This window comes from Nafulsella turpanensis ZLM-10 (assembly GCF_000346615.1).
Classification (GTDB): Bacteria; Bacteroidota; Bacteroidia; order Cytophagales; family Cyclobacteriaceae; genus Nafulsella; species Nafulsella turpanensis.
On sequence record NZ_ANNU01000045.1, the window covers coordinates 33,502 to 55,721 of the forward strand.

General features: G+C 44.3%; 17 protein-coding genes. 4 read left to right on the forward strand and 13 right to left on the reverse strand.

Features of this window, described 5'->3' with window-relative positions; genetic code table 11:
- Nucleotides 1–51: 51 nt before the first annotated feature.
- Nucleotides 52–807, reverse strand: a complete 756-nt coding sequence (locus F752_RS0117045) for a PorV/PorQ family protein (protein ID WP_017732961.1) — start codon at nt 805–807, stop codon at nt 52–54.
- Nucleotides 808–871: 64 nt separating this feature from the next.
- Between F752_RS0117045 and F752_RS0117050 the strand changes: the two genes are divergently transcribed.
- Both F752_RS0117050 and F752_RS0117055 read left to right on the forward strand, forming a co-directional pair.
- Entirely contained in the window at nt 872–1,492 is a 621-nt protein-coding gene (locus F752_RS0117050) for a toxin-antitoxin system YwqK family antitoxin (protein WP_152425179.1), read from the forward strand.
- Between the two features lie 207 nt (nt 1,493–1,699).
- Nucleotides 1,700–4,297, forward strand: coding sequence for a DUF5686 and carboxypeptidase regulatory-like domain-containing protein (locus tag F752_RS0117055; protein ID WP_236614024.1), 2,598 nt, complete (start codon nt 1,700–1,702; stop codon nt 4,295–4,297).
- A gap of 96 nt (nt 4,298–4,393) precedes the next feature.
- Here the strand turns inward: F752_RS0117055 and F752_RS0117060 are convergent, their stop codons facing one another.
- The 7 genes from F752_RS0117060 to F752_RS0117090 all read right to left on the reverse strand — a co-directional run bounded on the left by F752_RS0117060 (nt 4,394) and on the right by F752_RS0117090 (nt 13,721).
- A complete protein-coding gene (locus F752_RS0117060; RefSeq protein ID WP_017732964.1) occupies nt 4,394–6,595 on the reverse strand; it encodes a S46 family peptidase in 2,202 nt (733 codons plus the stop codon).
- A 96-nt stretch (nt 6,596–6,691) separates the two neighbouring features.
- A complete protein-coding gene (locus F752_RS0117065; RefSeq protein ID WP_017732965.1) occupies nt 6,692–8,080 on the reverse strand; it encodes a BamA/TamA family outer membrane protein in 1,389 nt (462 codons plus the stop codon).
- A gap of 197 nt (nt 8,081–8,277) precedes the next feature.
- Complete coding sequence (locus F752_RS0117070) at nt 8,278–9,462, reverse strand: prolipoprotein diacylglyceryl transferase (protein WP_017732966.1); 1,185 nt, start codon at nt 9,460–9,462, stop codon at nt 8,278–8,280.
- 50 nt (nt 9,463–9,512) lie between these two features.
- Nucleotides 9,513–11,399: an NAD(+) synthase gene (nadE, locus tag F752_RS0117075; RefSeq protein WP_017732967.1), complete on the reverse strand. Its 1,887-nt coding sequence runs from the start codon at nt 11,397–11,399 to the stop codon at nt 9,513–9,515.
- Between the two features lie 45 nt (nt 11,400–11,444).
- Nucleotides 11,445–12,203, reverse strand: a complete 759-nt coding sequence (gene rnc, locus F752_RS0117080) for a ribonuclease III (protein ID WP_017732968.1) — start codon at nt 12,201–12,203, stop codon at nt 11,445–11,447.
- The gene (gene fabF, locus F752_RS0117085; protein WP_017732969.1) at nt 12,203–13,456 is read right to left on the reverse strand and encodes a beta-ketoacyl-ACP synthase II; all 1,254 of its coding nucleotides are present in this window, start codon (nt 13,454–13,456) and stop codon (nt 12,203–12,205) included. Before fabF ends, rnc begins: the two co-directional genes overlap by 1 nt.
- Before the next feature lie 25 nt (nt 13,457–13,481).
- Nucleotides 13,482–13,721 (reverse strand): acyl carrier protein, encoded by a 240-nt coding sequence (locus F752_RS0117090; RefSeq protein WP_017732970.1) that lies wholly within the window; start codon nt 13,719–13,721, stop codon nt 13,482–13,484.
- A 252-nt stretch (nt 13,722–13,973) separates the two neighbouring features.
- Here F752_RS0117090 and F752_RS0117100 point away from each other — a divergent pair, with 252 nt between their 5' ends.
- Both F752_RS0117100 and pyk read left to right on the forward strand, forming a co-directional pair.
- Nucleotides 13,974–14,396, forward strand: a complete 423-nt coding sequence (locus F752_RS0117100; RefSeq protein ID WP_017732972.1) for an IPExxxVDY family protein — start codon at nt 13,974–13,976, stop codon at nt 14,394–14,396.
- A gap of 7 nt (nt 14,397–14,403) precedes the next feature.
- Nucleotides 14,404–15,840 (forward strand): pyruvate kinase, encoded by a 1,437-nt coding sequence (gene pyk / locus F752_RS0117105; RefSeq protein ID WP_017732973.1) that lies wholly within the window; start codon nt 14,404–14,406, stop codon nt 15,838–15,840.
- Nucleotides 15,841–15,903: 63 nt separating this feature from the next.
- On the opposite strand, the gene F752_RS0117110 is transcribed toward pyk, so the two are convergent.
- From F752_RS0117110 to F752_RS0117130, 5 genes are all read right to left on the reverse strand, one after another.
- Complete coding sequence (locus F752_RS0117110; protein ID WP_017732974.1) at nt 15,904–17,460, reverse strand: NFACT RNA binding domain-containing protein; 1,557 nt, start codon at nt 17,458–17,460, stop codon at nt 15,904–15,906.
- On the reverse strand, nt 17,460–18,221 hold the full coding sequence (locus F752_RS0117115) for an MBL fold metallo-hydrolase (protein WP_017732975.1): 762 nt from the start codon (nt 18,219–18,221) through the stop codon (nt 17,460–17,462). Before F752_RS0117115 ends, F752_RS0117110 begins: the two co-directional genes overlap by 1 nt.
- Before the next feature lie 64 nt (nt 18,222–18,285).
- Nucleotides 18,286–18,552 carry a hypothetical protein gene (locus tag F752_RS0117120; RefSeq protein WP_017732976.1) on the reverse strand — a complete coding sequence of 89 codons (267 nt, stop codon included), beginning with the start codon at nt 18,550–18,552 and terminating at the stop codon, nt 18,286–18,288.
- Entirely contained in the window at nt 18,552–18,920 is a 369-nt protein-coding gene (locus F752_RS0117125) for a response regulator (protein ID WP_017732977.1), read from the reverse strand. Before F752_RS0117125 ends, F752_RS0117120 begins: the two co-directional genes overlap by 1 nt.
- Nucleotides 18,917–22,180 carry a PAS domain S-box protein gene (locus F752_RS0117130; RefSeq protein WP_017732978.1) on the reverse strand — a complete coding sequence of 1,088 codons (3,264 nt, stop codon included), beginning with the start codon at nt 22,178–22,180 and terminating at the stop codon, nt 18,917–18,919. The genes F752_RS0117125 and F752_RS0117130 overlap by 4 nt, the downstream gene beginning before the upstream one ends.
- Between the last annotated feature and the right edge of the window lie 40 nt (nt 22,181–22,220).

The window sequence follows — 22,220 nt, forward strand, 5'->3', positions numbered from 1 at the left end:
CAAATACTGGAGGCTCAGGTGGTGAGCCACGCCTATGGTAGTAGTATGCTGTTAAGCATAGTTAAAGTGCAGCCTTCTTATCTGAAAGCCTAAGCCAAAAGAACCTTCCACAGGTCGGGTACGGATTCCGGTGCGGACTGTAAGGGCAGGAATAATGGCATATTCCAGTCCGGCAGAAAAGCGGGCGGGAAATTCCACATTTTTGCGTGTCTGGACGTAGAGCTGCAGCTTATCGGAGGGTAAATAGGAAAGGCCTGCCGTAAGGAGGGTTGGGAGCCGTTCTTCGCTTCTTCGCGAAACATGACTCTGGCTGATGTTATACACATGTGCTGCAAAATGTAGCTTAGGGAGGAGCATTGCTTTTCCGCCCAGTTCCGCTACAAAATTGCCATGGCTGCCTACTGTTTCAATTGCTTGTTGAAGGTAATTTAGTTTTATGCCAACTGAGATGTAGTTAATTTTGTGGCTGTAGCCGATACCAGCAGAATGGACACTATAAATTCCGGTGCCGAAACGGCTAACAGAGCCACCTAATACACCGGTTGGTAATGGCCAGGCGATTAATGCACCCAGTGTGCTGAGCTCCTGTAACTGAAACCGGGTTTGGTAGCCAAAAGCTACGGCAGGTGCTTCCACATCTGCCAGCGATCCAATATTATTCAGGATTGCCCAGATGTCGCTGAGGCCCACACTGGCATGGCCTAATGCGGCTGCGCGTGCTCCACTTATTGCAGGGTATACCTGGCCATGAGCGAAAGGAATAGCAAGTAAAAAGAAGCTGAAAATAAACAGGCAGTTCCTGAGCAAAACTTTAAAGTTATTGATGTAAATAATGATATAATAGTGTTAGTTTATGATTTGTTTTTGATATATGAAGAAGTTGTACTATTTGCTGCTTTGCAGTCTGCATTCCTTTTCCGCCTTCGCACAGGAAGCCGATACCCTTTATTATTCCGGAGGAGAGTTGAAGGCTTTCGGGCAGATGGTAAATGGGGAAAGGGAGGGCCAATGGAAGTTTTTTTACCCCGATGGAACCCTTAGTGGAGTAGAGCAAAATCAACAGGGAGAGCTGGAAGGGGAGGTGCTGCGCTATGGTTTTGAAGGGGAGCTTATCTCAAGGGAACACTACAAGGAGGATTTATTGCAGGACTCTTCCTTCTACTACCATTCAAATGGTCAGCTCCACCGGAAAGGGCGCTATGAGGAAGGTCTGTACGAGGGAGTCTGGGTTTCTTATAATGAGATGGGAGTTCTGGTGCAGAAAGGGGATTATATAGAAGGCTTTCCGGCTGGCGAGTGGTTCTTTTATTATGAAAATGGAAAACTCCACCAGCATGGGCACTTTATTGGGGGAAAGGAAAATGGAGAGTGGAGGTATTACGATAAAAAAGGGCGGCTGGAATACAGTGGTTACTGGAAAAAGGGAGAAAGAGTCGGGACGTGGTACATTTACAATAAAAGAGGGAAAAGAAAAATCTTTGAGGAGTACTGATGGAGGATTTTAAGCCAGCAGCCAGGAAGAACCAAAGTTTATTTACCGGTTAACCTTTACTGTGGCCTCTGATGAAATATTTGTTGAAGCTCCGGAGAAAAAGATGAAGATTAAGACTTTATTAATTTTTGCTCCTCCTCTATGATGTTCATTAAGGAAAAAAAATTGCTGCAGGTTTACCGGCCTATATTTTTACTTACCTCCGCTTTGCTTTTTTTAATTAATTCACTGCCTGCCCAGGGAATTAGAGGAACTATCCAAGACCAGTCAGGGGAGCCTCTGCCTTTTGCTTCCTTGTATGTACTTGAACTGAAAGATGGAGCCTCCACCAATATAAATGGAGCTTTCGAAATAAAACTACCCAAAGGCAAGTATACCATTTTAGCCCAGTATATTGGATATAAGCCCATTCAGGTACAGCTTGAACTGGAGGATGAATGGCTGGAGCATCACTTTACCCTGGAAGAGCAGGCTTTTGTATTAGAGGAGGTGGAGGTTAAGGCAAAGGCCAGTAATGAAGACCCTGCCTATACCATAATGCGGAAAGCTATAGCAAAAAGGAAGTACCACCTTTTGCAGTACGATAGCTATAAAATGACTGTATATATGAAGGGAACCAGTGAGTTAAAAGATGTTCCTTTCTTTCTGAAAAATAAGATTGAAAAAGAGGGCGTACAACTAAACGAAGCCTACACCAGCGAATCCGTTAGTGAAATTCTCTTTGAGCAGCCCAACAAAATAGAGGAAAGGGTAATTTCTATCCGTTCTACAGGCAGTAATGAAGGGTCGCCGAGCCCGAGCCTTTTTATTACCCAACCCTTTTACCAGAACGAAGTAGCTGAGGTAGTATCTCCGCTTTCGCAGCGGGCATTTTCGTATTATCGCTTTAGGTACGAAGGAGCTTCAGAAGAGGATGGGCTGCAAATTAATAAAATAAAAGTAATCCCTCGGTCCAGGGGGGAGCAGGTGTTTGAGGGGTACATTTATATTATAGAGGACCTATGGGCCATCCACAGCCTCGATTTACAAACCAGCAGGATGGGCTTTAAAATACATGTAAAACAGAATTATGCCGAAGTAGCCCCGGCTACCTGGATGCCTGTTACCCACCAATATTTAATTTCAGGCAAAATGTTAGGTTTTGAAATAGATTACCGGTACCTGGCCTCCTCCAGCAATTTTCAGGTAAAATTAAACCCGGATTTGCTGGCTCAACCAGAAATTATTGATGAAAAGATTGAAGAGGTACCGGAAGGCATAAAGATAGAAAAGGTAGAGGAGAAGGATGAAATAGCTGAAATCCTCAGCAGCGAAGAAAGAATGACCCGCAGGCAATTTCGTAAAATCATTAAAAAATATGAAAAGGAAGCCCTGGCTGAGCGAAAAGAACCTGAAGTAGTAAGTGAGCGCAATTATCATATTGATAGTCTCGCGGCTAAACGTGGGGCAGCATACTGGGAAAGTATCCGACCGGTGCCGCTAAGTAAAAAGGAGCAGGAAGGTTACAGGCGCGACGATTCACTTTCAATGGTCGAAAGTGCCCGCCTCACGGGGATAGATTCTGCCGGAGTTATTCCAAAGAACCATTTTAAGGTACAGGATATACTGCTGGGAGGGAGCTACAACCTCTCACCACGCACCAGCTTAAAAATTAAGCCCACCCTCGCCCACGTAAATTTTAATACTGTGGAAGGGGTAAATATTGGTGCCGGGCTGCGCATCAGGCATTCATATGACAGCCTCCGGAGAAGAATTGAGTTTACACCTTCTGCCCGGTACGGATTTTCAAGTGAGAAATTGTATGGAAAAGCCGGTTTCTCTTACCGCCACAAAAAGGGAAACAGGCAATGGAGTATATCGCTTGAAGGAGGAAGCTTTATTGAGCAGTATAATGAGGATGAGCCTATCCACCCGTACGTGAATACCTTAAGCACTTTACTGTTTCGCCAAAATTATATAAAGATATTCGAGAAACAGTATGCTTTACTGGGTTATAATTATCAGCCAAGCTCATGGCTAAAGCTCTATGGTAATTTGGAATGGGCCCATCGCAGCCCTCTTTTCAACCATACCAACTACAGCTTTTTTTATAAAGATGAACGGGCTTTTAGCCCTAATGCTCCTCTTAACCAGGAGGTAATCACTACCTTCTTCCCCGAGCACAAGGCCTTGATATTAGAAGCGGAAGTTAGCTACAGACCATTTCAGAGGTATAGATTGTACAATGGCCGCAAAATTCCATTGCGGGACAAGTCGCCTGAATTCCTGCTGAAATACCGGAAAGGAATAAAAGGAGTTTTAGGAAGTAAAGTAAACTTTGACCATTTAGAAGCAGGAGTAATCCATGGCTTCAGCTTTGGCGTGCGGGGGAATCTAGCCATTGAATTACGCGGGGGCACCTTCCTGAATAACAGTGAAATGTATTTTATGGATTATCAGCATTTTCCCGGTAATCAAACCATTTTAAGCAGCCTTCAGCCCGTTGGAGCTTACCGCTTGCTCGACTACTACCGGTATAGCACCAACAATCCATACGTATCCGCATTTATCCATTACCAGTTCCGGAAGTTTCTGCTCACCCAGCTTCCTTTGCTGCGCTTTTCCGGTCTCAGAGAAAATGTTTTTTTTAATTATCTGAAAACAGAGGTTTCTCCTCATTATTACGAAGTGGGTTATTCCATGGACCGTATCTTTCAGGCTTTTAGGTTAGACTTTGCTGTATCTTTTACCGATGGGGGATACCAGCAATTGGGTCTGCGAATTGGAATTGCTACCAGCCTTGGAATAGAAGTGGCTGAAGATTAAAAGATGAAAATGCTGTCACAAAGGGGTTAACTTTTTGTAACAGCCAAAAAAAAGCCGCCCTTTTCCTAAAGAGCGGCTTTTGCATTATAAAAACAATTATAATTCTTCTCCTAGTTGGGCTTCTTCCGGAAGTTCAGGATCTTCTTCCGTTACCAGGGTCATTTCCTCAATGAGGTGGCCGGCACCAGCCATTTTATCGATGATAAACAAGGTATAGCGGATGTCGACATTGATACAGCGCTGCAGCTCTGGTTCAAAGGCAATGTCGCCGCTCATCGCTTCCCAGTTGCCGTCGAAAGCTGTGCCAATAAGGAAACCATTTGCATCAATTACCGGACTACCAGAATTACCGCCGGTAATGTCATTGTTTGTAATAAAGGCCACCACCAGTTCACCTTCTTCATTGGCATATTGGCCATAGTCCTTTTGTTCATACAGTTCAACCAGCTTCTCCGGAACCACAAATTCAGGGTCGGTATTATCCATCTTTTCCATTACCCCATCAAGGGTAGTGTAAAAGTCGTACGAAACAGCATCGCGAGGGTCGTAGCCCAAAACCTGCCCAAAGCTCAAACGCATAGTTGAGTTGGCATTAGGATAAAATTTCTTGTCCGGAAGCATCTGGCGAAGGCCTCTTACAAAAACCCTGTTTCCGCGATCGCGTTTGGCGTTAATTTCTTTCAGCTGAGGAGCGATGTTTTTATAATAATTGTCGATAAAAGAGGTGGCTGCAATATAGGCAGGATCTTTCTTCAGCTTTTTTACATTCGGGTTTTGAAGGAAACCCATAACAGCCTCTTTATCGTCGAAGATAGATTTTTCAAATACCTCCTCTGCCCATTTTTCGAAATTACCATTGTATTTTTCTTTTACAATATCGAATACGGGCGGGTGGTCTTTCTCCGGCACATCCTCATAATACATTTTCAGCAAAGCGGCCATAACCTTTTGATCTGTTGGAGCATTGTAATTTTTAAAATGCTCCAGGGTATTCTCTTTTAGAGACTCAATTAGGTTATTAATTCTTTGCTGGTCTTTCTGCCCTTCTGCCAGTGCTGTTTCCAGTCCTCTGAAGCTGTTGGCAAAGCGAATAATTTCGGTGCCCAATGCCGCCTCAACCAGGTACAGATAACTCAGGTTGGCATCGTAGCTGGCCTCATACGATTCTTTGATCAGGTCGAGGGCGGTGAGGTATTCAGGTGCTTCCTCTTCATTTGCTTCCGCCCAAATCATATAATTGTCTTCCAGTTCCTGCTTTATGGCTAATACGTTAAGGTTTTTAAGCCCTTTGCTCTGGCCTATAAAATATTTCCAGTAGTTGCTGACACTGGCATATTTTGAAGCATATTTAATCCGGACATCCGGATTTGCCTCCATATCCTCCTTCAGTATTTCAAGGCGCTTATCGCGAATTTTTACCCGGGTAGGGTTGGTTTGCTCGAGTGCCTGTTTTACTCCAAAGGAGGTAAGGTAACGGTCGGTGCTGCCTGGGTAGCCCATTACCATGGCAAAGTCACCTTCCTGTACACCCTGCAAAGAAATAGGAAGATAATGCCTGGGATCCAGCGGAATATTATCGGGCGAATAGTCGGCAGGCTTACCATCAGGACCGGTATAAACGCGGAAAAGCGAAAAGTCGCCGGTATGGCGGGGCCACATCCAGTTATCGGTGTCTCCTCCAAATTTACCGATAGACTCCGGCGGAGCCCCTACCAGGCGAACATCGGTAAAGGTTTCGTACACAAACATATAAAATTCGTTGCCAGCGAAGAATTCTTTTACCACCACATCGTAATGAGTGTCGCCTTTGGCTTCTTTGGCAATTTCTTTCGATACCCTTGCAATGGTCTCCGCACGTTCTTCTTCGCTCATCATAGGATTCAGCTGCGAAAGAACCTCCTCTGTTACATCCTCCATCCTGATGAGGAAGCGGGCATAGAGATCTTCATTCGGAAGTTCCTCTTCGCGGCTCATCGCCCAAAAGCCTTCGCTGAGATAATCATTTTCCACTGTACTGTGCGACTGTATGGCGCCATAGCCACAGTGGTGGTTCGTTAGTAAAAGGCCTTCATCTGAAATTATTTCGCCTGAGCAAAACCCACCAAAAGAAACGATGGCATCTTTAAGAGAAGATTGATTTACACTATAAATCTCTTCGGCGGTCAGCTTCAGACCATACTTCTGCATGTCCTGGTAGTTTAGCCTTTCAATCAGGAGTGGGAGCCACATTCCCTCATCTGCAAATGCCCCCAGAGACAGGGCCATCATCAAAAAAGTGGCAGTTATCTTTTTAAACATAGGAAATATATTATTTGGTATAATAAAAGTTTCAGCTTAAAAATATTAAAAATCAGACCACTAAACCAACCCAAATGTTTAGCCTTGAAGACTGGCTTATATTCCTGAAGCAAAGTTCAGGAAAAAGCCTCTTTCCCCTTCGCTCGTAAAAGTATACTCCGTTCTGAAAACGAAGTCGTAAAAACTAACGATATCTAGCCCTAAGCCTGCTCCCCAAATTAACTTATTGGAGAAGGCTTCATTTTTTGGGTAAGAAAAGGGCATATGTATGGATCCAACATCAAAATACATTTTAGGATATACAGCAATCGGAAAATAGCGAAACTGTTCGAGGGGCATTAGCTTCCCAAGGTTTATTTCTTCCTTTACCAGCTGGAACCTAAGTTCGCTTTTATTGATGGCAAAATGCTGCCCTTCGATTACGTACAACTCAAAGCCCCTGATATAGTTGCCCCCATATCCTAAACCTGATAATAGGCTGTAAGGTAGTTTTTCGGGGGCAGTTAAGCGGCCGGTTATACTGTTGGAAAAAAAGAACTTATGGCCAAGGGGAAAGTGATGGTGGTAACTGGCCTCCATTGAAAAAGAATTGATGTCGTTAAACAGGCCTATTCCTCTCTTGCTTAGTTCTGCCTGAATCATAAATCCTCTGAGGGGATAGCTACGGATATCACGCAGATCGCGCCTGAAAAGATAGCTGAGCACGAAGTAGCGCATCGTATTCTTCCCGGTGAGTAAATAATCGGGATTAAGTTCCAATACCGTATCGGCAAGGTTGTTGGAATAAAAAGAAAGAAAAGCAGTATGGGTGTTATAAAAGGAAGCCCGCCTTACAAAATTTACTCCTGCTGCATAAATTTCCCGAATGGGCTCATCCTGCCCAAAAAATAATCTTTTATGACCCTCCGTCTCGATGGGTACATTGCTATTTTCGGAATAAGCAAAACTTACTCCCATTCCATTTTTTCTGGTTTGGTCGATATAAGGAACATAGTAGCCTAGCCTAATGTCGCGGGAATATCCAAATTGTGCAATGAGGGAGAGCTTCTCACTCCTTCCTCTGAAGTTGTAGTGAACAAACTTTCCGCCTATATTAACCCTGCTCAAATCTCTTTCCTGGTTTACCCACCAGTCGTTGAAATTGCGATCTGCTAATTGAAAAATAGGAGCTGCCACTATATACCATCTTTCCTGTACTTCAACGAGTACATCATAGAGACGTTCAGAAGAAGGAATAGCGGTCATTTCCACCTTTGTAAAGAGGCGGGTATTAATTATTTTTCGCCTGTCACGCATCATTACATCATAGAGATCCTCTATGGCAACAAATTCCCCTTCTGAAAGGCTTAGCTCCCTCGTAATGATAAAGTCCTTTGTCTTTTTATTCCCTTTAATGTGAATCTTATCAATTTTTACCAGGTGTTTTACAAGGGTGTCTTCCGCATAAGACTCACCAAAGGGCACCACTACTACCTGGGCTTCCAACTGGAAATTGCAAAAGATTAGAAACAGGAAAGCCAGACATCCAATTACTGTCGATCGTGTGGGAAATGAAAGAAGCAAAACGAGAAATCTCAATTTAGTACTGTTTCGGCGATGGAGTTCGGATGATTAACGGGCAAAATACTTTTTACAGCATACTTTTTCAGGACTTATTTTGGAGGCAATTCCTAATGGCAGCACTATGGTTTACTGGTGGTAAGAGGCTCTTCTTTCTCCTTTTTCTGTTTAAAGCTGCGGAAGAGAATAATTATACCGGCTAGTACCAGCGGAATACTTAATATTTGGCCCATGTTAAGCGGAAGCTGATCTTCAAAAGCTACCTGGTTTTCTTTAAAGAACTCATATACAAAGCGAAGACCAAAAAGGACAATCAGGAAAATGCCGAAGATGAGACCCGGTGGAGTCTGGGCTTTTTTTCTGTTCCAGATAAAGAAAAGGAGCAGGAAGATTAGAAAAGAGCTAATAGACTCATAAAGCTGGGCCGGGTGGCGTGGAATACCCTCTGCAAGAATAGTGGCAGTTACAATTCCTCTTTCCTGTTCGAGCCGGTATTCCGGTATGGTTAAGGCAGAGGGGGCCTCCGGTGCCCCGGTAGCTGCAGTAGCAGGAAGCCTAACATCTGCCTGTAACCTTTCACTTTGGAGGAAAGCAGTGGCAAAGCTCTCTTCTATAATTTTAGTGGCGACTTCCTCTGAAATTCCCCTGGCGAACTGAACTTCCAGTTCCATCGGGTAGTCCAAACCCTCTGCCTCGGGTATCTTTCTTGCTTCCACATCTTCCACGGCACCCTGTCCATAGATTTGTAAAACAGCTTCGGCATCGCGGGCAAATACTACCCCATAATCCGCACTGGTTTCTTCTCCCACAATTTCGGAATTAATGAAATTACCAAGCCGGATGAGTGCACCTGTAAATGCGACAACAATTACCAGGCGATCGACTACCCACATGTAATTCTGGCCTGGCCGCTTTCTTTTTTTTACCTCAAAAGTGCCAAAGTCGATACGAATCAGGTAGTTTACATACAGGTAAATGGCAAGGAGTATACCGATTGCCGCGCCATGGCTGGCCAGGCCACCTTCCCATATCTTTAGAATTTCCAGCGGTCGGGAGAGGTATTTATCAGGTTCATAGAACAGTACATGACCCAGCCGGGCCCCTAATATGGTGGCTATTACCATAAAAAAGGTAAGGGCTTCTACATCTCTTTCAGGTTTGCCTTCCTTCCGGTAGATGTAAAACATAATTTGCTGGCTAATTAAAAAGCCGAGGGCAAATAAAAGGCCGTACCAGCGCATTTCCCAGCCACCAAGGTTGAAGATTTCGGGCTGTGGATCCCACACGATATAATTCAGATAAAGCATATGCGGTTGTATAACTGTTCTAAACCACAATTATACAAAAAAAGCAATGCTTACACCTCAATTTTCCTTAGTTCTTCTAATTCCTGTGCAAAACCACCAGAAAGTATAGGAAACCTGAACCAGCTGCGGGGATCAATATTAAAATCATCGAGATGAAAGCCAGGTGCTAAACGTTCGCGCTTCCATTGATTCCTGGACCACAGGCGGTAGAATTTAAGAAGATACTGCTTTAAGTGTGCCGCTGGAGCGACTTCTTCTTTTCTTAAGATATAAAATACCTGCACCGGCGAAAAACGCTCACGAATAGCCAGGCGTTCGATAGCGACAATAACAGAATAGGGCATCAGGTCATCTTCATCGGTTTGTCCTTCTTCGCCTGGTCTAAGTTCTGCACTTGGTTTTAACCTGTTTACGTACTGCAATCCGCTGTAACCCAGCTCAGCCTCGGCCCAGCGGAGCCATTTTAATAGAAAATGTTTGTCTATACCGGCAATAGGAGCAAGGCCTCCACTGGTGTCTCCATCCATGGTGGCATAGCCTACATCGCCTTCGCTTCGGTTAGATGTGGTAAGCAGGAGTCCGTTACGCTTGTTGGCCAGCATCCAAATAATAGGAGAGCGAGCACGTGCCTGAATATTCTGCAGGGTTATATCGTCTGTTTCCCAGCTTAGCTCCTGGCCGATGGCTTTTTCAATTTTATTCGTATAACTCTCTACCTCCTCATCAATAAGCCAGTGATAAAATACTGCACCCACATCTTCGGCAAGCTGGCGAGCGGAATTAAAGGTGGCTTCAGATGAATTTTTTGTCCCCTGGTAAGCACATACTAAAAGATGACTCGCAATTTTTTTATATACCCTGCTTTCGGCATTTTCAAAGGCTTTAAGCTCCTGGTACAGCTGCGTGTAACCAGCCTTTTCTAAAAAAGCTTTTACTCCCAACTCTTTGCAGCCCCTGCGGATGAGCTCGGCCACTAAAACGGCACAGGCACTCGAATCTGCCCCTCCACTCAGCGACAGTACAAAACCGTTGCTATGGCTTTTGCGCATATAATCGAAAAGAGCAAGAGAAGTGGCCTGCACAAACTCGGTTTCTTTATCCTGAGGATCCTGGTTTACCTCCTGCGGTTCGAAAGTACGGTTGGCAAAATCGATTTCTGCGGTAATTAGATTAACATCTTTAAATGAAAGGCGGCGATTTCGCTGCACCATTTTCCCGTGGTGGGTAATGAGCAATTCTCCGTCATATATCATCCTGCCCGCTTCATTTCCAAGCATGTTTGCATACACATAAGTGCATTCATAAAGGGTAGAGGAGGTGCAAACCAATTCTTCGCGTAGTTTAGATTTACCCATTGAGAAATGGCTTGCGCTGGGGTTCAGAATCAGATCTACGTTCTTTTCGTGGTGGCGAATGGCCGGGCGGCTGGTGGAGCGCCAGGCATCTTCGCAAATTTCAAAAGCCATATTGATGCCATGGACCTTGTACAACACATCGCCAAGCGGGAAAGTATCGCCATGAAGGCTTGCTTCCTCTACTTTGCCGGCAGGCCAGGAATTAAACCAGCGAGGTTCGTAATGGACCCCGTCATTTGCCAGCCACTGTTTGGCAGTAATGCCTACAATTTTGGTGTTGTGGATGAGGCAGGCTGTATTGTAGAGATCTCCCTTACAGCGGAAAGGAACCCCAACGGCTACTGAGATATCACTGCACCACTCCTTTATTTCGCCTAATAATTGCAGCGCCTTGGTAGGAAGCCATTCGCTTAAAAAAAGATCTTCGCAGCCATAGCCGGTTACGCACATTTCAGGCAGGCACAGAATGTCCACTCCCTGTGCACGGGCCTGTTCTATGGCAGTTTTTATGTTCCGGAGATTACCTTCCCAGTCGAGGGGAGTCTGGTTAAGGGCCGCTGCCCCGATTTTTAGTTTTGTCATCAATCAAAAAAGTTTAGGGAACCAGCAGGAGGAAAAAAATGATGTCTACTGATGTTCCTGTTCTTCTTCCAGCCGAAGCTTTATACAGGCTTTGCGGGCAGCATCTTTTTCGGCTTTCTTTTTACTACTGCCTTTACCGGTGCTGAGTATATCACCCTCAAGTGTAACAGCGGCCGTAAACTCTTTGTTATTCTGCTGCTCTTCGGTATCTAAAATAACAAAATTTAGAACCCGGTTTTCCTTCTGGGCCCACTCGATGAGCAGGCTCTTATGGTTATGCACCTTATGGATGAGGGTATCCAGGTGAAAATAGGGGGAGAGTAGTCGCTTTTCAATAAATTTTTTACAGAAGTCGAAGCCTTTGTCCAGGTACACGGCCCCAATTAATGCCTCCAGTGCATTGCCATAAATGGTACGATAGGATTCTTTTCTCAGGCTTTTGTCGAACTCCACCAGCTTGTCGAGCCCCAGGTTCCGGCCCAACTGGTTAAGTGATTCCCTGTTCACCATTCGGCTACGGATTTCGGTAAGGAAGCCTTCATTTTTGAAAGGGTATTTTTTGAAGAGGTAATCCGCCACCACAGCCCCCAGAATGGCATCGCCCAGGTACTCCAGCCGCTCGTTCGATTCTTTAAAGCCCGCCTCTCCTGTCTTTGCTACAGAACTGTGCTGCATGGCAAGGCGGTACAGATGCAAATTAAAAGGCTTACTCCCTACAATTAATTTAATTGCAAGGGTAAGCCTTTTATCTTTTTCTGTATTTTTTCTTAAAGAATTCCGTACTCCCCAATACAGCCTACGCACTACTCTTCCAGTTTTCGGAAAATTACTGAGCAATTGTGTCCGCCAAAGCCGAATGTGTTACTGATAGCTACCTTTACCTCGCGCTCCTGTGCTTTATTCAGCGTCAGGTTCAGACGGGAATCTATGTCTTCATCAGCAAACTCATGGTTAATAGTCGGCGGAATCAGGCTATGCTGGATGGCCATAATGGAGGCAATCGCCTCTACAGCACCTGCAGCTCCTAAAAGGTGGCCGGTCATACTTTTCGTAGAGCTGATGTTGAGCTTGTAAGCATGCTCACCAAATACCTGTTGTATGGCACGCGACTCACCTACATCGCCTAAAGGGGTAGAGGTTCCGTGAACATTAATATAGTCCACTTCTTCTTTTGCAATACCGGCTTCTTTAATGGCAATGTCCATTACCTTAACAATGCCGGTGCCTTCAGGGTGCGGTGCTGTCATATGGTAGGCATCGGCCGTCATGCCTCCGCCAATTATTTCGGCATATATTTTAGCACCTCTGGCTTTTGCATGTTCATACTCCTCAAGTATGAGCGCCCCGGCGCCTTCACCTAAAACAAAGCCGTCGCGGCTTTTGTCGAATGGCCGAGAAGCCGTTTCGGGGCTCTCATTTCTTTCAGAAAGAGCCTTCATGGCGTTAAATCCGCCAACTCCGGCTTCTGTTACCGCAGCCTCGGATCCGCCGGAAACAATAATATCGGCTTTTCCAAGCCGGATATAGTTAAAGGCGTCGATAAGCGCATTGGTAGAAGAGGCGCAGGCTGAAACAGTGGTGAAATTAGGTCCGCGCAGGTTATATTTCATTGAAATAAGCCCCGGACAGATATCGGCAATCATTTTAGGGATAAAGAAGGGATTAAAGCGAGGAGTACCATCGCCTTTGGTAAAGTCCCTTACCTCATGCTGAAAAGTGGTTAAGCCGCCAATTCCTGAGCCCCAGATAACCCCAACACGGTCGGGGTTTATCCTCTCCATGTCCATGCCCGAATCCTCCACAGCCTGTTGGGCTACCACCATACCATATTGTGTGAAAAGGTCCATTTTACGGGCCTCTTTACGGTCAATGTATTCAGATGAATCGAAATTTTTTACTTCGCAGGCAAACTTAGTTTTAAATTTTTCTGCATCGAACTTTGTAATAGGCGCAGCACCGCTTACACCTTTAGACAAGCCTTCCCAGTATTCCTGAACATTGTTGCCTAAAGGTGTAAGAGCACCTAAGCCGGTAATTACAACTCTCCTTAAATTCATAAAAGGATTTTTGTGAAAAAAGCTTTTATTTATTCACGTTCTTTTCCAAATAGGAAATAGCCTGACCTACAGTTGAAATGTTTTCAGCCTGGTCGTCTGGAATAGAAATATTAAATTCTTTTTCGAATTCCATGATAAGCTCAACAGTGTCGAGTGAATCTGCGCCAAGGTCGTTAGTGAAGCTGGCCTCAGGAGTTACTTCTGATTCCTCAACACCTAACTTATCAATAATGATTTCTTTTACTTTTTGTGCTATTTCAGACATTTTTGATAGGTTTAAGTTTTATAAATAACGCTGCAAATAAATACAGTTTTTCCATTAAAATCAAACTATTTGGATATTCTTAATCAGAATCCCTTTTAATTGATGGAAAAGAGCGTTAAAAGTGACTTTTTTTACGGAAAGGTGCGTAACAAGTTTGGCTTCAAAACAGAGTATTTGTACCTTTTGGCTATTCGGGGTAAGGGAAAATAAACAAAGTAGACCGGTCGGAAGGATTTTTTGCGAAAATAAATAATGAAGAAAAACAAACTCCTGATTGATTACGAATATGACTTTAGCCTGTTTGCTATTTTATCAGATGCAAGAGAATACAAGCTGGCATGGCAAATTAACCAGGCACTCCATATTCGGCTTGTAAAGGCACAGGATATTTGTTTTGATTTTGTGAATCAGCAAAATTTAATTGTTTCAAACTATAAATTTGCCACTGAACATACTACCTTTAGACTTTTAAAGAATAAATCGGTGCAGGAGGGAAGTAATACGTTCCTGATTCCGGAACTTAGCCGCTTCGATTACCTGGCCATGCTCCAGGGAACAGGCGATTTTTTTGAAGGCGTTGATATAGAAAGTGCTTTGAAAGCCATTCCGGCCATTCAATACCTCAGCCACATTGATATTAACCAGTTGAAATCGAAAGAAAATTTAATATTTTAATTGAAAGATGGAGAACAAAGTTGTTTTCAATAAGACCAAAATTGTAGCCACTGTAGGGCCTGCCTGTAACACCAAAGAAAAGCTGGCAGAGCTCATGAGAGCAGGGGTAGATGTATTCCGACTTAATTTTTCTCACGGATCTCACCAGGACCATCAGAAGGTTATCCAGTATGTGCGGGAGCTCAATGAAGAAATGGGTTCTACCGTTTGCTTATTGCAGGACCTGCAGGGCCCGAAAATCAGGACCAATGAGGTGGAAAATAACGGGGTGGAAATTGTGGCCGGCCAGGAATTAATTATTTCTACTGAAGACTTTATTGGCAATTCCCGGCGTATCAGCACCAGTTATAAAGAGTTACCCGCCGATGTTAAGGTAGGCGATATGATTTTGATCGATGACGGGAAAATTGAATTGAGGGTAGAGGATACCAACCTTGGAGAGGTAAAAACAAAGGTAATTTACGGAGGAGTAGTAAAGTCGAGGAAGGGCATAAACCTTCCCATGTCCAATGTTTCGGCTCCTTCGCTTACAGAAAAAGATGAGCGTGACCTGGAATTTGGTCTGCAGAATGATGTGGAATGGATTGCGCTTTCCTTTGTAAGAAGGGCCGAAGATATCCTTTCTCTTAAAGAGAAAATTAAAAAAGCCTGCCGGAACTGTAAGGTAATTGCTAAAATAGAGAAGCCCGAGGCGCTCCGGAATATCGACGAAATTATTGCCGCATCCGATGGTATTATGGTGGCTCGTGGCGACCTGGGGGTTGAAATTGTGATGGAAGAAGTGCCCCTGGCCCAGAAAATGATTGTAAGGAAGTGTAATGAAATAGGTAAGCCGGTAATTATTGCTACCCAAATGATGGAGAGCATGATTACAAGCCCCCGGCCAACCCGTGCCGAAACCAACGATGTGGCCAATGCTGTTATGGATGGTGCTGATGCCCTCATGTTATCGGCCGAAACAGCTGCCGGAGAATATCCTGTGCAGGTGATAAAAAGCATGGTGCGAACCATAATTTCTGTGGAGGAAAAAATGGATCATATTTACTTTAAGCATGAAAACGTATCGCAGAGCTCCCGCACTTTTTTAAACGATAGCATTGTACTGCAGGCCTGCCGCCTTGCTAAAAAGGTGAAAGCCGATGCGGTCATTGGTATGACAAAGTCCGGATATACGGCTTATCGTATCTCGAGCCACAGGCCAAAAGCACAGGTTTTTATCTTTACCGATAACAAACCAATGCTTACCACCATGAATTTGCTGTGGGGCGTCCGCACCTTTTTCTACGATAAAATGGTTTCTACCGACCAGACCTTTGAGGATGTTACTGAATTCTTAAAAGATAAAGGTTTTCTGCATGAAGGAGATGTTACCATCAATACAGCGAGTATGCCTATTCAGCAGAAACACAGAACCAACACGATTAAACTGCAGGTGGTTAAATAAACTTAACCACCATTTTACCGGTGATGATTTTGGAGTAAAGGAAAGGCCCCACCGGGGCCTTTCCTATTTGAATGGAGCAGGAGGTACCAGAAGTACCTCCTCTTCTTTTTCCACAATTACCGCTCCGGCTGCTGCTCCCTTTTGCTTTCGGACCCACTTTCGGGGGGTGCAAATTACCGGGCAGAGGCTGTCCTGTTTTCTTTTCGAGTACCAGGCGGCAAGCTGGGCTGCCTTTTCCTTTACCTCTACAGGAAAATTTTTGCCCGGCCATCTTTTTAAAATGACGTGCGATCCGCTAACATCTTTTGCATGCAGCCATAAATCATCTTTGTGGGCGTGGTAGCGAATTAAATCATCATTTTGGATAGCGCCCTTGCCTACCCAAATTTGAAAGTCTTTAAAGGTAAAAGAACGATAGGGCAGTGTTTCGGTAGTAGCCGCATTCTCAGGCAGACTAATGCTCTTCAGGTAATTTCTGAGATCTTTCAGGTCATTTGTTTCTTCTACTTTGCCTGCCTGCTCCTGTAGTGTTTTAAGGCGTTCTTCCTTGCTTTCGATATTTTCCAAAAGGTACTTTTCTTCCACCTGCTGGTTTTTTGCCTTTCTGTAAAAGTTTTCGGCATTTTTTTGAGGGCTAAGATCTTTTTTGAGTGGGATGGTAACCGGGCGATCGTGGTAAAAATCGTATAGCTCTACTTCTGTACTTCCAGGCCGAACAGCATGCAGGTTGGCCATCAGAATATCTGCCATCTCCCGGTTTTTGCTGCTGCCCATAATTTCTTCGAGCTTGGCTGTGGTCTTCTCCAGATAATTCTGGCTGCTTTTAATTTCCTTGTTCAGTCGCTGTAAGGCGGCTCCCTTCTCTAACTCCAGCGTGTATTCTTTTGTATAGGCAATAAAAAACCTGTTAATGGCTTCTATCGGTTCATTAAATTGCTGGAGGATGGTGCCAAAGGGAAGGAGGGAGAGGGCAGGCAGTCCATCCAGTTCGATAAGGTAAAAACCTTCCGGCTTCTCCAGGAGGTGGAGCATTTGGCTAAAAAGTATCCACTGCTTTTCGAGTGGCTGCTCCGGATAATTTTGTGCTTGGAGGTAAGCTGCAGGTAGTTTCCCTAGTGTGGGGAGTAGCTTTTTATAATTGCCGCCAAGCTTTGTAAAAGCTTCCTCATTAACAGGAAGTGCACGATTTAACTCTGCAGGTTTTAAATTCCAGTCTTTTGCCAGCTTATTTTTAAACAGGGCGAAAGGCTCGCTGTTCTTCAGGAGGAGAATGTTGCTCCTGTTGCCGTGCATTTTAAACAACAGGCTCCATTCCTGTTCCAGGGTTATAAGAAAGCTCCGTTCGTTCTGGTATTGGATTACTTCCATTACCTTTTGTCCTATGGCCTCATTGAAAAGATCTACACTATTCCGGCGGGCCCGGCTTAAATCATCCGGGAAAAAGAGGCAGCTAAAATCCGGCTGCAGGTGAGCTTTAATGCTGAAGGATTTTTCTTCGGAAGAAAACTGCAGGCTTAGCTCATTCTTACTTTGAGAATAGCAGTGGGTAAAGGAAAGGCCCGGGAGGAGGTACCCTATTTGAGTGGTAAGCTGCCGTAAAAAGTAATAATTGTTATGCACTAAAGAGTGATTTTAAGTCCGTCGTACGCTAAAGCAACACTTTCAGGTAGCTCCTGCTGAATTTCTTCGTGCAGGCCTAAGCGATGGCTGATATGGGTAAGGTAAGCCTGCTCAGGCTCGAGCTCTTCTATGAGTGCCAGTGCTTCTGAAAGGGTAAAGTGGGAGATATGCTCCTCTTTCTGCAGGGCATTTAACACCAATACCTTACTGTGCTTAATTTTTTCTTTTTCAGCCGGGCTGATGGAGCTGGCATCGGTAATATAGGAGAAGCCGTTTATACGATAGCCAAAGACCGGTAGCTTGTAATGATGGACCTCCACGGGGTGGATGGTAATTCCATCGATAGCAAAGGGGGCATTTTCTATTACTTGGGTCTTAATTTCGGGGGTGCCGGGGTATTTCTTTTCACTAAAAGCATAGGCAAATTCAGTTTTTAACTGCTCAATTACCTGCCGTCGTCCATAGACAGGCATATCGCGCCGCTGCCTGAAATTAAAGGGGCGGATATCGTCGAGTCCGGCAGTGTGGTCTTTGTGTTCGTGGGTAAAAAGAATGGCATCCAGGGTGCTGATTTTTTCCCGCAGCATTTGCTGACGAAAATCCGGCCCTGTATCGATTACAAAGCTTTTACCTTCTATAGCAATGTGTGCTGCAGTACGGAGCCTTTTATCGCGAAAATCAAGAGAATGACATACTTTGCATGGGCAGCCGATAACAGGTACGCCCTGGGAGGTACCTGTTCCTAAAAATGTTACTGTCACGGTTTTTATTTTCAGAGGCCATGCGGGGCTACGAAAGCTTGGTAGCAATTCCGCCGAAGCCGGGTTATGCGGACACCAGCAGCTCTGCTAAAAACTTCTGATTTTTTTCGCTGAGTTGAGTAAGGTCCGGCTGGATATTTTTCAGAATTTCAATGAGGCAGTTAATTTTACCTTCGGTTGGGTAATATTTATTTACTACCGCCACCTTGTTGTTTTGAAGGATACAATAGCCCGATTTGAAATTTCCTTTCTCATACCGTAAGATGTATTCAGACTCGCTAAATACATCTTCCAGTTTGTTGAGAAAGTGCTTGGTATACTTAACCTCCATTAACGGGTGTAATGGTTTACTTTATCGACCAGCTCATCAAAATTTAATGGCTTTTGCAGGTATTCGTTTATACCTACGCGGTCAAAATCCTCGCGGGTATAGTTTTTGGCATTCCCTGAAATAGCAATAATAGGAGTTTTGGCCTTTTCATCCGTTCTCTGGCGAATCTGCTCTGCGCACTGCATACCATCCATTACCGGCATGTTAATATCCATCACTATTACATCGAAAGTTTCCTTCTCCAGTTTTTCGATTACCTGTTTGCCATTTTTTACAGCAGTAATTTCGTAGTTCTGGAACTGCAGAATCTTTTTAGCCAGATTCTGAATTACTGAACTATCTTCGGCAATTAGTACCTTTTTGTTCATGTGTTAAGTTGGTTGTAGTTTTTCTGAAAAAATTCCTGAAACTCATTAAACTCTCTCAGGAGTTTGTAAAGTTTTTCTTTTACAAAGGTATAATCTTTTTCTTTAATCTGCTTTTCAAGTTCTGCTGCAGTAGCGGCAACTTTTTTTACACCAAGAGTACCGGCACTTCCTTTAAGGCTATGCAGGTGAGCCTCCAGTAGAGAAAACTGTTGCTGCTGGTAAGCCTCCAGCGATTCCTGCAATTGGCCCTGCGCTTCTTCATTAAACTCAGAAAAGGCGCTATACATCAATTCCTCGCCTCCCCATTTTAATAATTGCCCGATGGCTTCTTCCTCAATGATAACGCCATTGCTTGCCTGCTGTTTTGCCTGACTGCCCTGGGATGCTTTTTTTATAAATGATCGCTTTGGCTTTATATACTGCTGAACCTTATTAATTAACTGATTTGCCTTTATTGGCTTGGCCAGGTAATCATCCAGTCCTGCATCCAGAATGTTTTTCTTTTCGTCCTGCATGCTATAGGCGGTCATCGCTATAATAACAGGCATATTTTTTAGTGGCAGCTTTTTAATTTTTTTGGTAGCGGTTATGCCATCCATTTCAGGCATTTGAATATCCATGAAAACCAGCTGATAGCTTCTGTTTTTTACTTTTTCTATTGCCTCAAAACCATCTTTTGCAAGCTCTACCTGGCAACCTGCCTTCAGCAGAATGGTGATTGCCACCTGCCGGTTTATTTCATTGTCGTCCACAAGCAGTATGCTGGGCTGCTCATCAGGAAAATACACACCTTCGGCCAGGTAACTCTCTTCCCTGTCCTGGCTCATAAAGGAGCCGGCCTCCACAGGTTCTGCTTCAAAAGTAAACCAGAAGGTACTACCAGCGCCTGCTTCCGTTTCTACTCCGATATCGCCATTCATGAGTCGGCAAAGCTCTTTGCTGATGACAAGGCCCAGTCCTGTGCCGCCATAGGCTTTGGTCGGTGAATTATCTACCTGGCTGAAGCTACTAAAAAGCTTTTCCAGTTGGGTTTCTTCTATGCCTATTCCGGTGTCGATTACCTTCACCAGAATTAACTGTTTGCCATTCCTGAACTCTGCACCGCTCAGTTCAACATCCACACTGCCTCCTTCCTCGGTGAATTTTAAGGCATTGGAGGTTAAGTTGGAAAGGATTTGTAACAAACGGGTTTCATCGGCTAATATATAATCGGGTAACTTTTGGTCTATGTTGTAATTGAAATTAATCCGATGACTGATGGCCTGCTGAGAAAAAAGGGCATAGAGCTTATCGACAACGGAATGCAGCTTAACAGGGGCTTTACGCAATTCCATCTTTCCGGCCTCAATTTTACTCAGGTCGAGTATGTCGTTCAGGATATTCAGCAGGGTGCGGCTCGATTTACTGATTATCTCCACATAATGCTGCTGCTCATCATCCAGCTGGGTACTGCTTAAGAGGTCAACCATGCCTATTACCCCATTCATAGGAGTGCGGATTTCATGGCTCATATTAGCCAGGAATCTTTCTTTTACTTTAAGGCTTTTTTCAGCCACCTCTTTAGCCTGTAGTAGCTCCAGGTTTGTACGTTTCAACTCAGTGATATCGCGGGCCACCCCTTCTATTTCCATTGGCCGGCCATCTTTACCGTAAATAAGGCGGATGTTGCAGATACACTGCAGCAGCTGACCATTCTCTTTAATGACAGAAGCCTCAAAGTTGCGGACGCTTTTATGCTTTACCAGTTGCCGGATAAGGTCTTTGATGCGGGTGTTGTAGAGGTAATAGTCGGTAATATCTTTATCCAGAACTTTTTCAGGCTCATACCCGAGGAGTTCGTAAACTGATGGGCTAATCATTGTAAGGAAACCCTGAACATTACAGCGGAAGTAAATATCCTGGAAGGAATTAAAAATGTTCCGAAACATTTCTTCACTTTCCAGCAGATCGAGTTCCGATTGCTTTTTGCTCGTAATGTCGGTGGCAATGCCCGATATTTCATTGATTCTCCCGTCCCGGTCATAGATGGGATTAATAAAAACCTCTTTCCAGATATCCCGATTTTTTTTGTCTTTCAGCAGCACTTCAAAGTGCATAGACCTTCCAGAGAAGGCATGCTTGTACTTCTCGAGCCAAAATTTATTGTCTTCTCTTAAGCGGTTATCATTGGCAAAAGGAGTGCCCTGTGAAGTTCGATCTTTTAAACGCACGCTAAAATGTTCACGAATAGCTTTTTCGTGCTGATTATTGAAAATGGATAGCTCGTATTGCTTGTTGATAGTCCAGATGAGGTGGGTGCTGCTGTGAAAAATAGCCTGCAGGCGGGCAGCCTGGTGGTTGATTTTTTCCTCATTAATTTTCCCTTTAATGGCAAGGGCCACCTGACCTGAAATAAAGCTGAGAAGTTCAAGATCCTTTTCAGAATAAGCATGCCGGTTGTGGTAACACTGAACGGCAATGAGACCGGTAGTCTGCTGGTCGAGCTGAAAAGGGACTGCCAGCCAGGCTTCCGGTATATTGCCCATGATGTCGATAGTACTGGTGCTCAGCAGACCGAGAATATCCTCTTTATGTAAGAGTAAGGCTTTTTTTTGCCGGAGCGAATATTCTGTAATGCCGCGCCCAGCTTTTCGGGTAGCATCGTAAACCGGATGGGGGTAGTGTTCATCAATTAAAATAGAAAACCTAATGAGGCTCCGGTCTTCTTCGTGTAAGGCGATGTAAAAGTTGCTTGCCTCCATTACTTTCGACAGCTCCAGGTGAATGTTGCTGTACAGGTTCTCTAAGCTGTTGCTGTTAAGCATTAGCCCCGATATACTGTTATACAGGTTTTGGGCTTTTTCTACTTTTACCTTCTCTGATATATCGTAAAAAATGGCACTGTAGTCGAAGCCTTTTTTTTCGCTGGTTCCCCGGCTAATACTGCCGGAAACAAATATCTTATTGCCTCGCTTATCCTGAAAAACAGTCTCAAAGGAAATCTCTGGTAAAGAACTGAGCTGGCGGAGTTTCTTTTGGAAGGTGGCGACCTCCTCTGAGTGGAGAATGTTTTTGTATCGAATGCCAGATAAGTCGGATGGGGAATAGCCTAGCTTATCCTGCCATGCTTTGTTGGTCCATATGATCTTTCCATCGGCAGAAAAAGCCATTATCAAAGCACTTGACTTATCAAATAGGTCCGTCATAATCAGGTTCTTCTCCCTGAAATCTTCAATGTATTGAATTAATGCTTCCCTGGATAATTGCTTTAACTCTTTCATGCCGCTGCCGGACTTAGACTATTTTGGTCTTTTTGGGTCT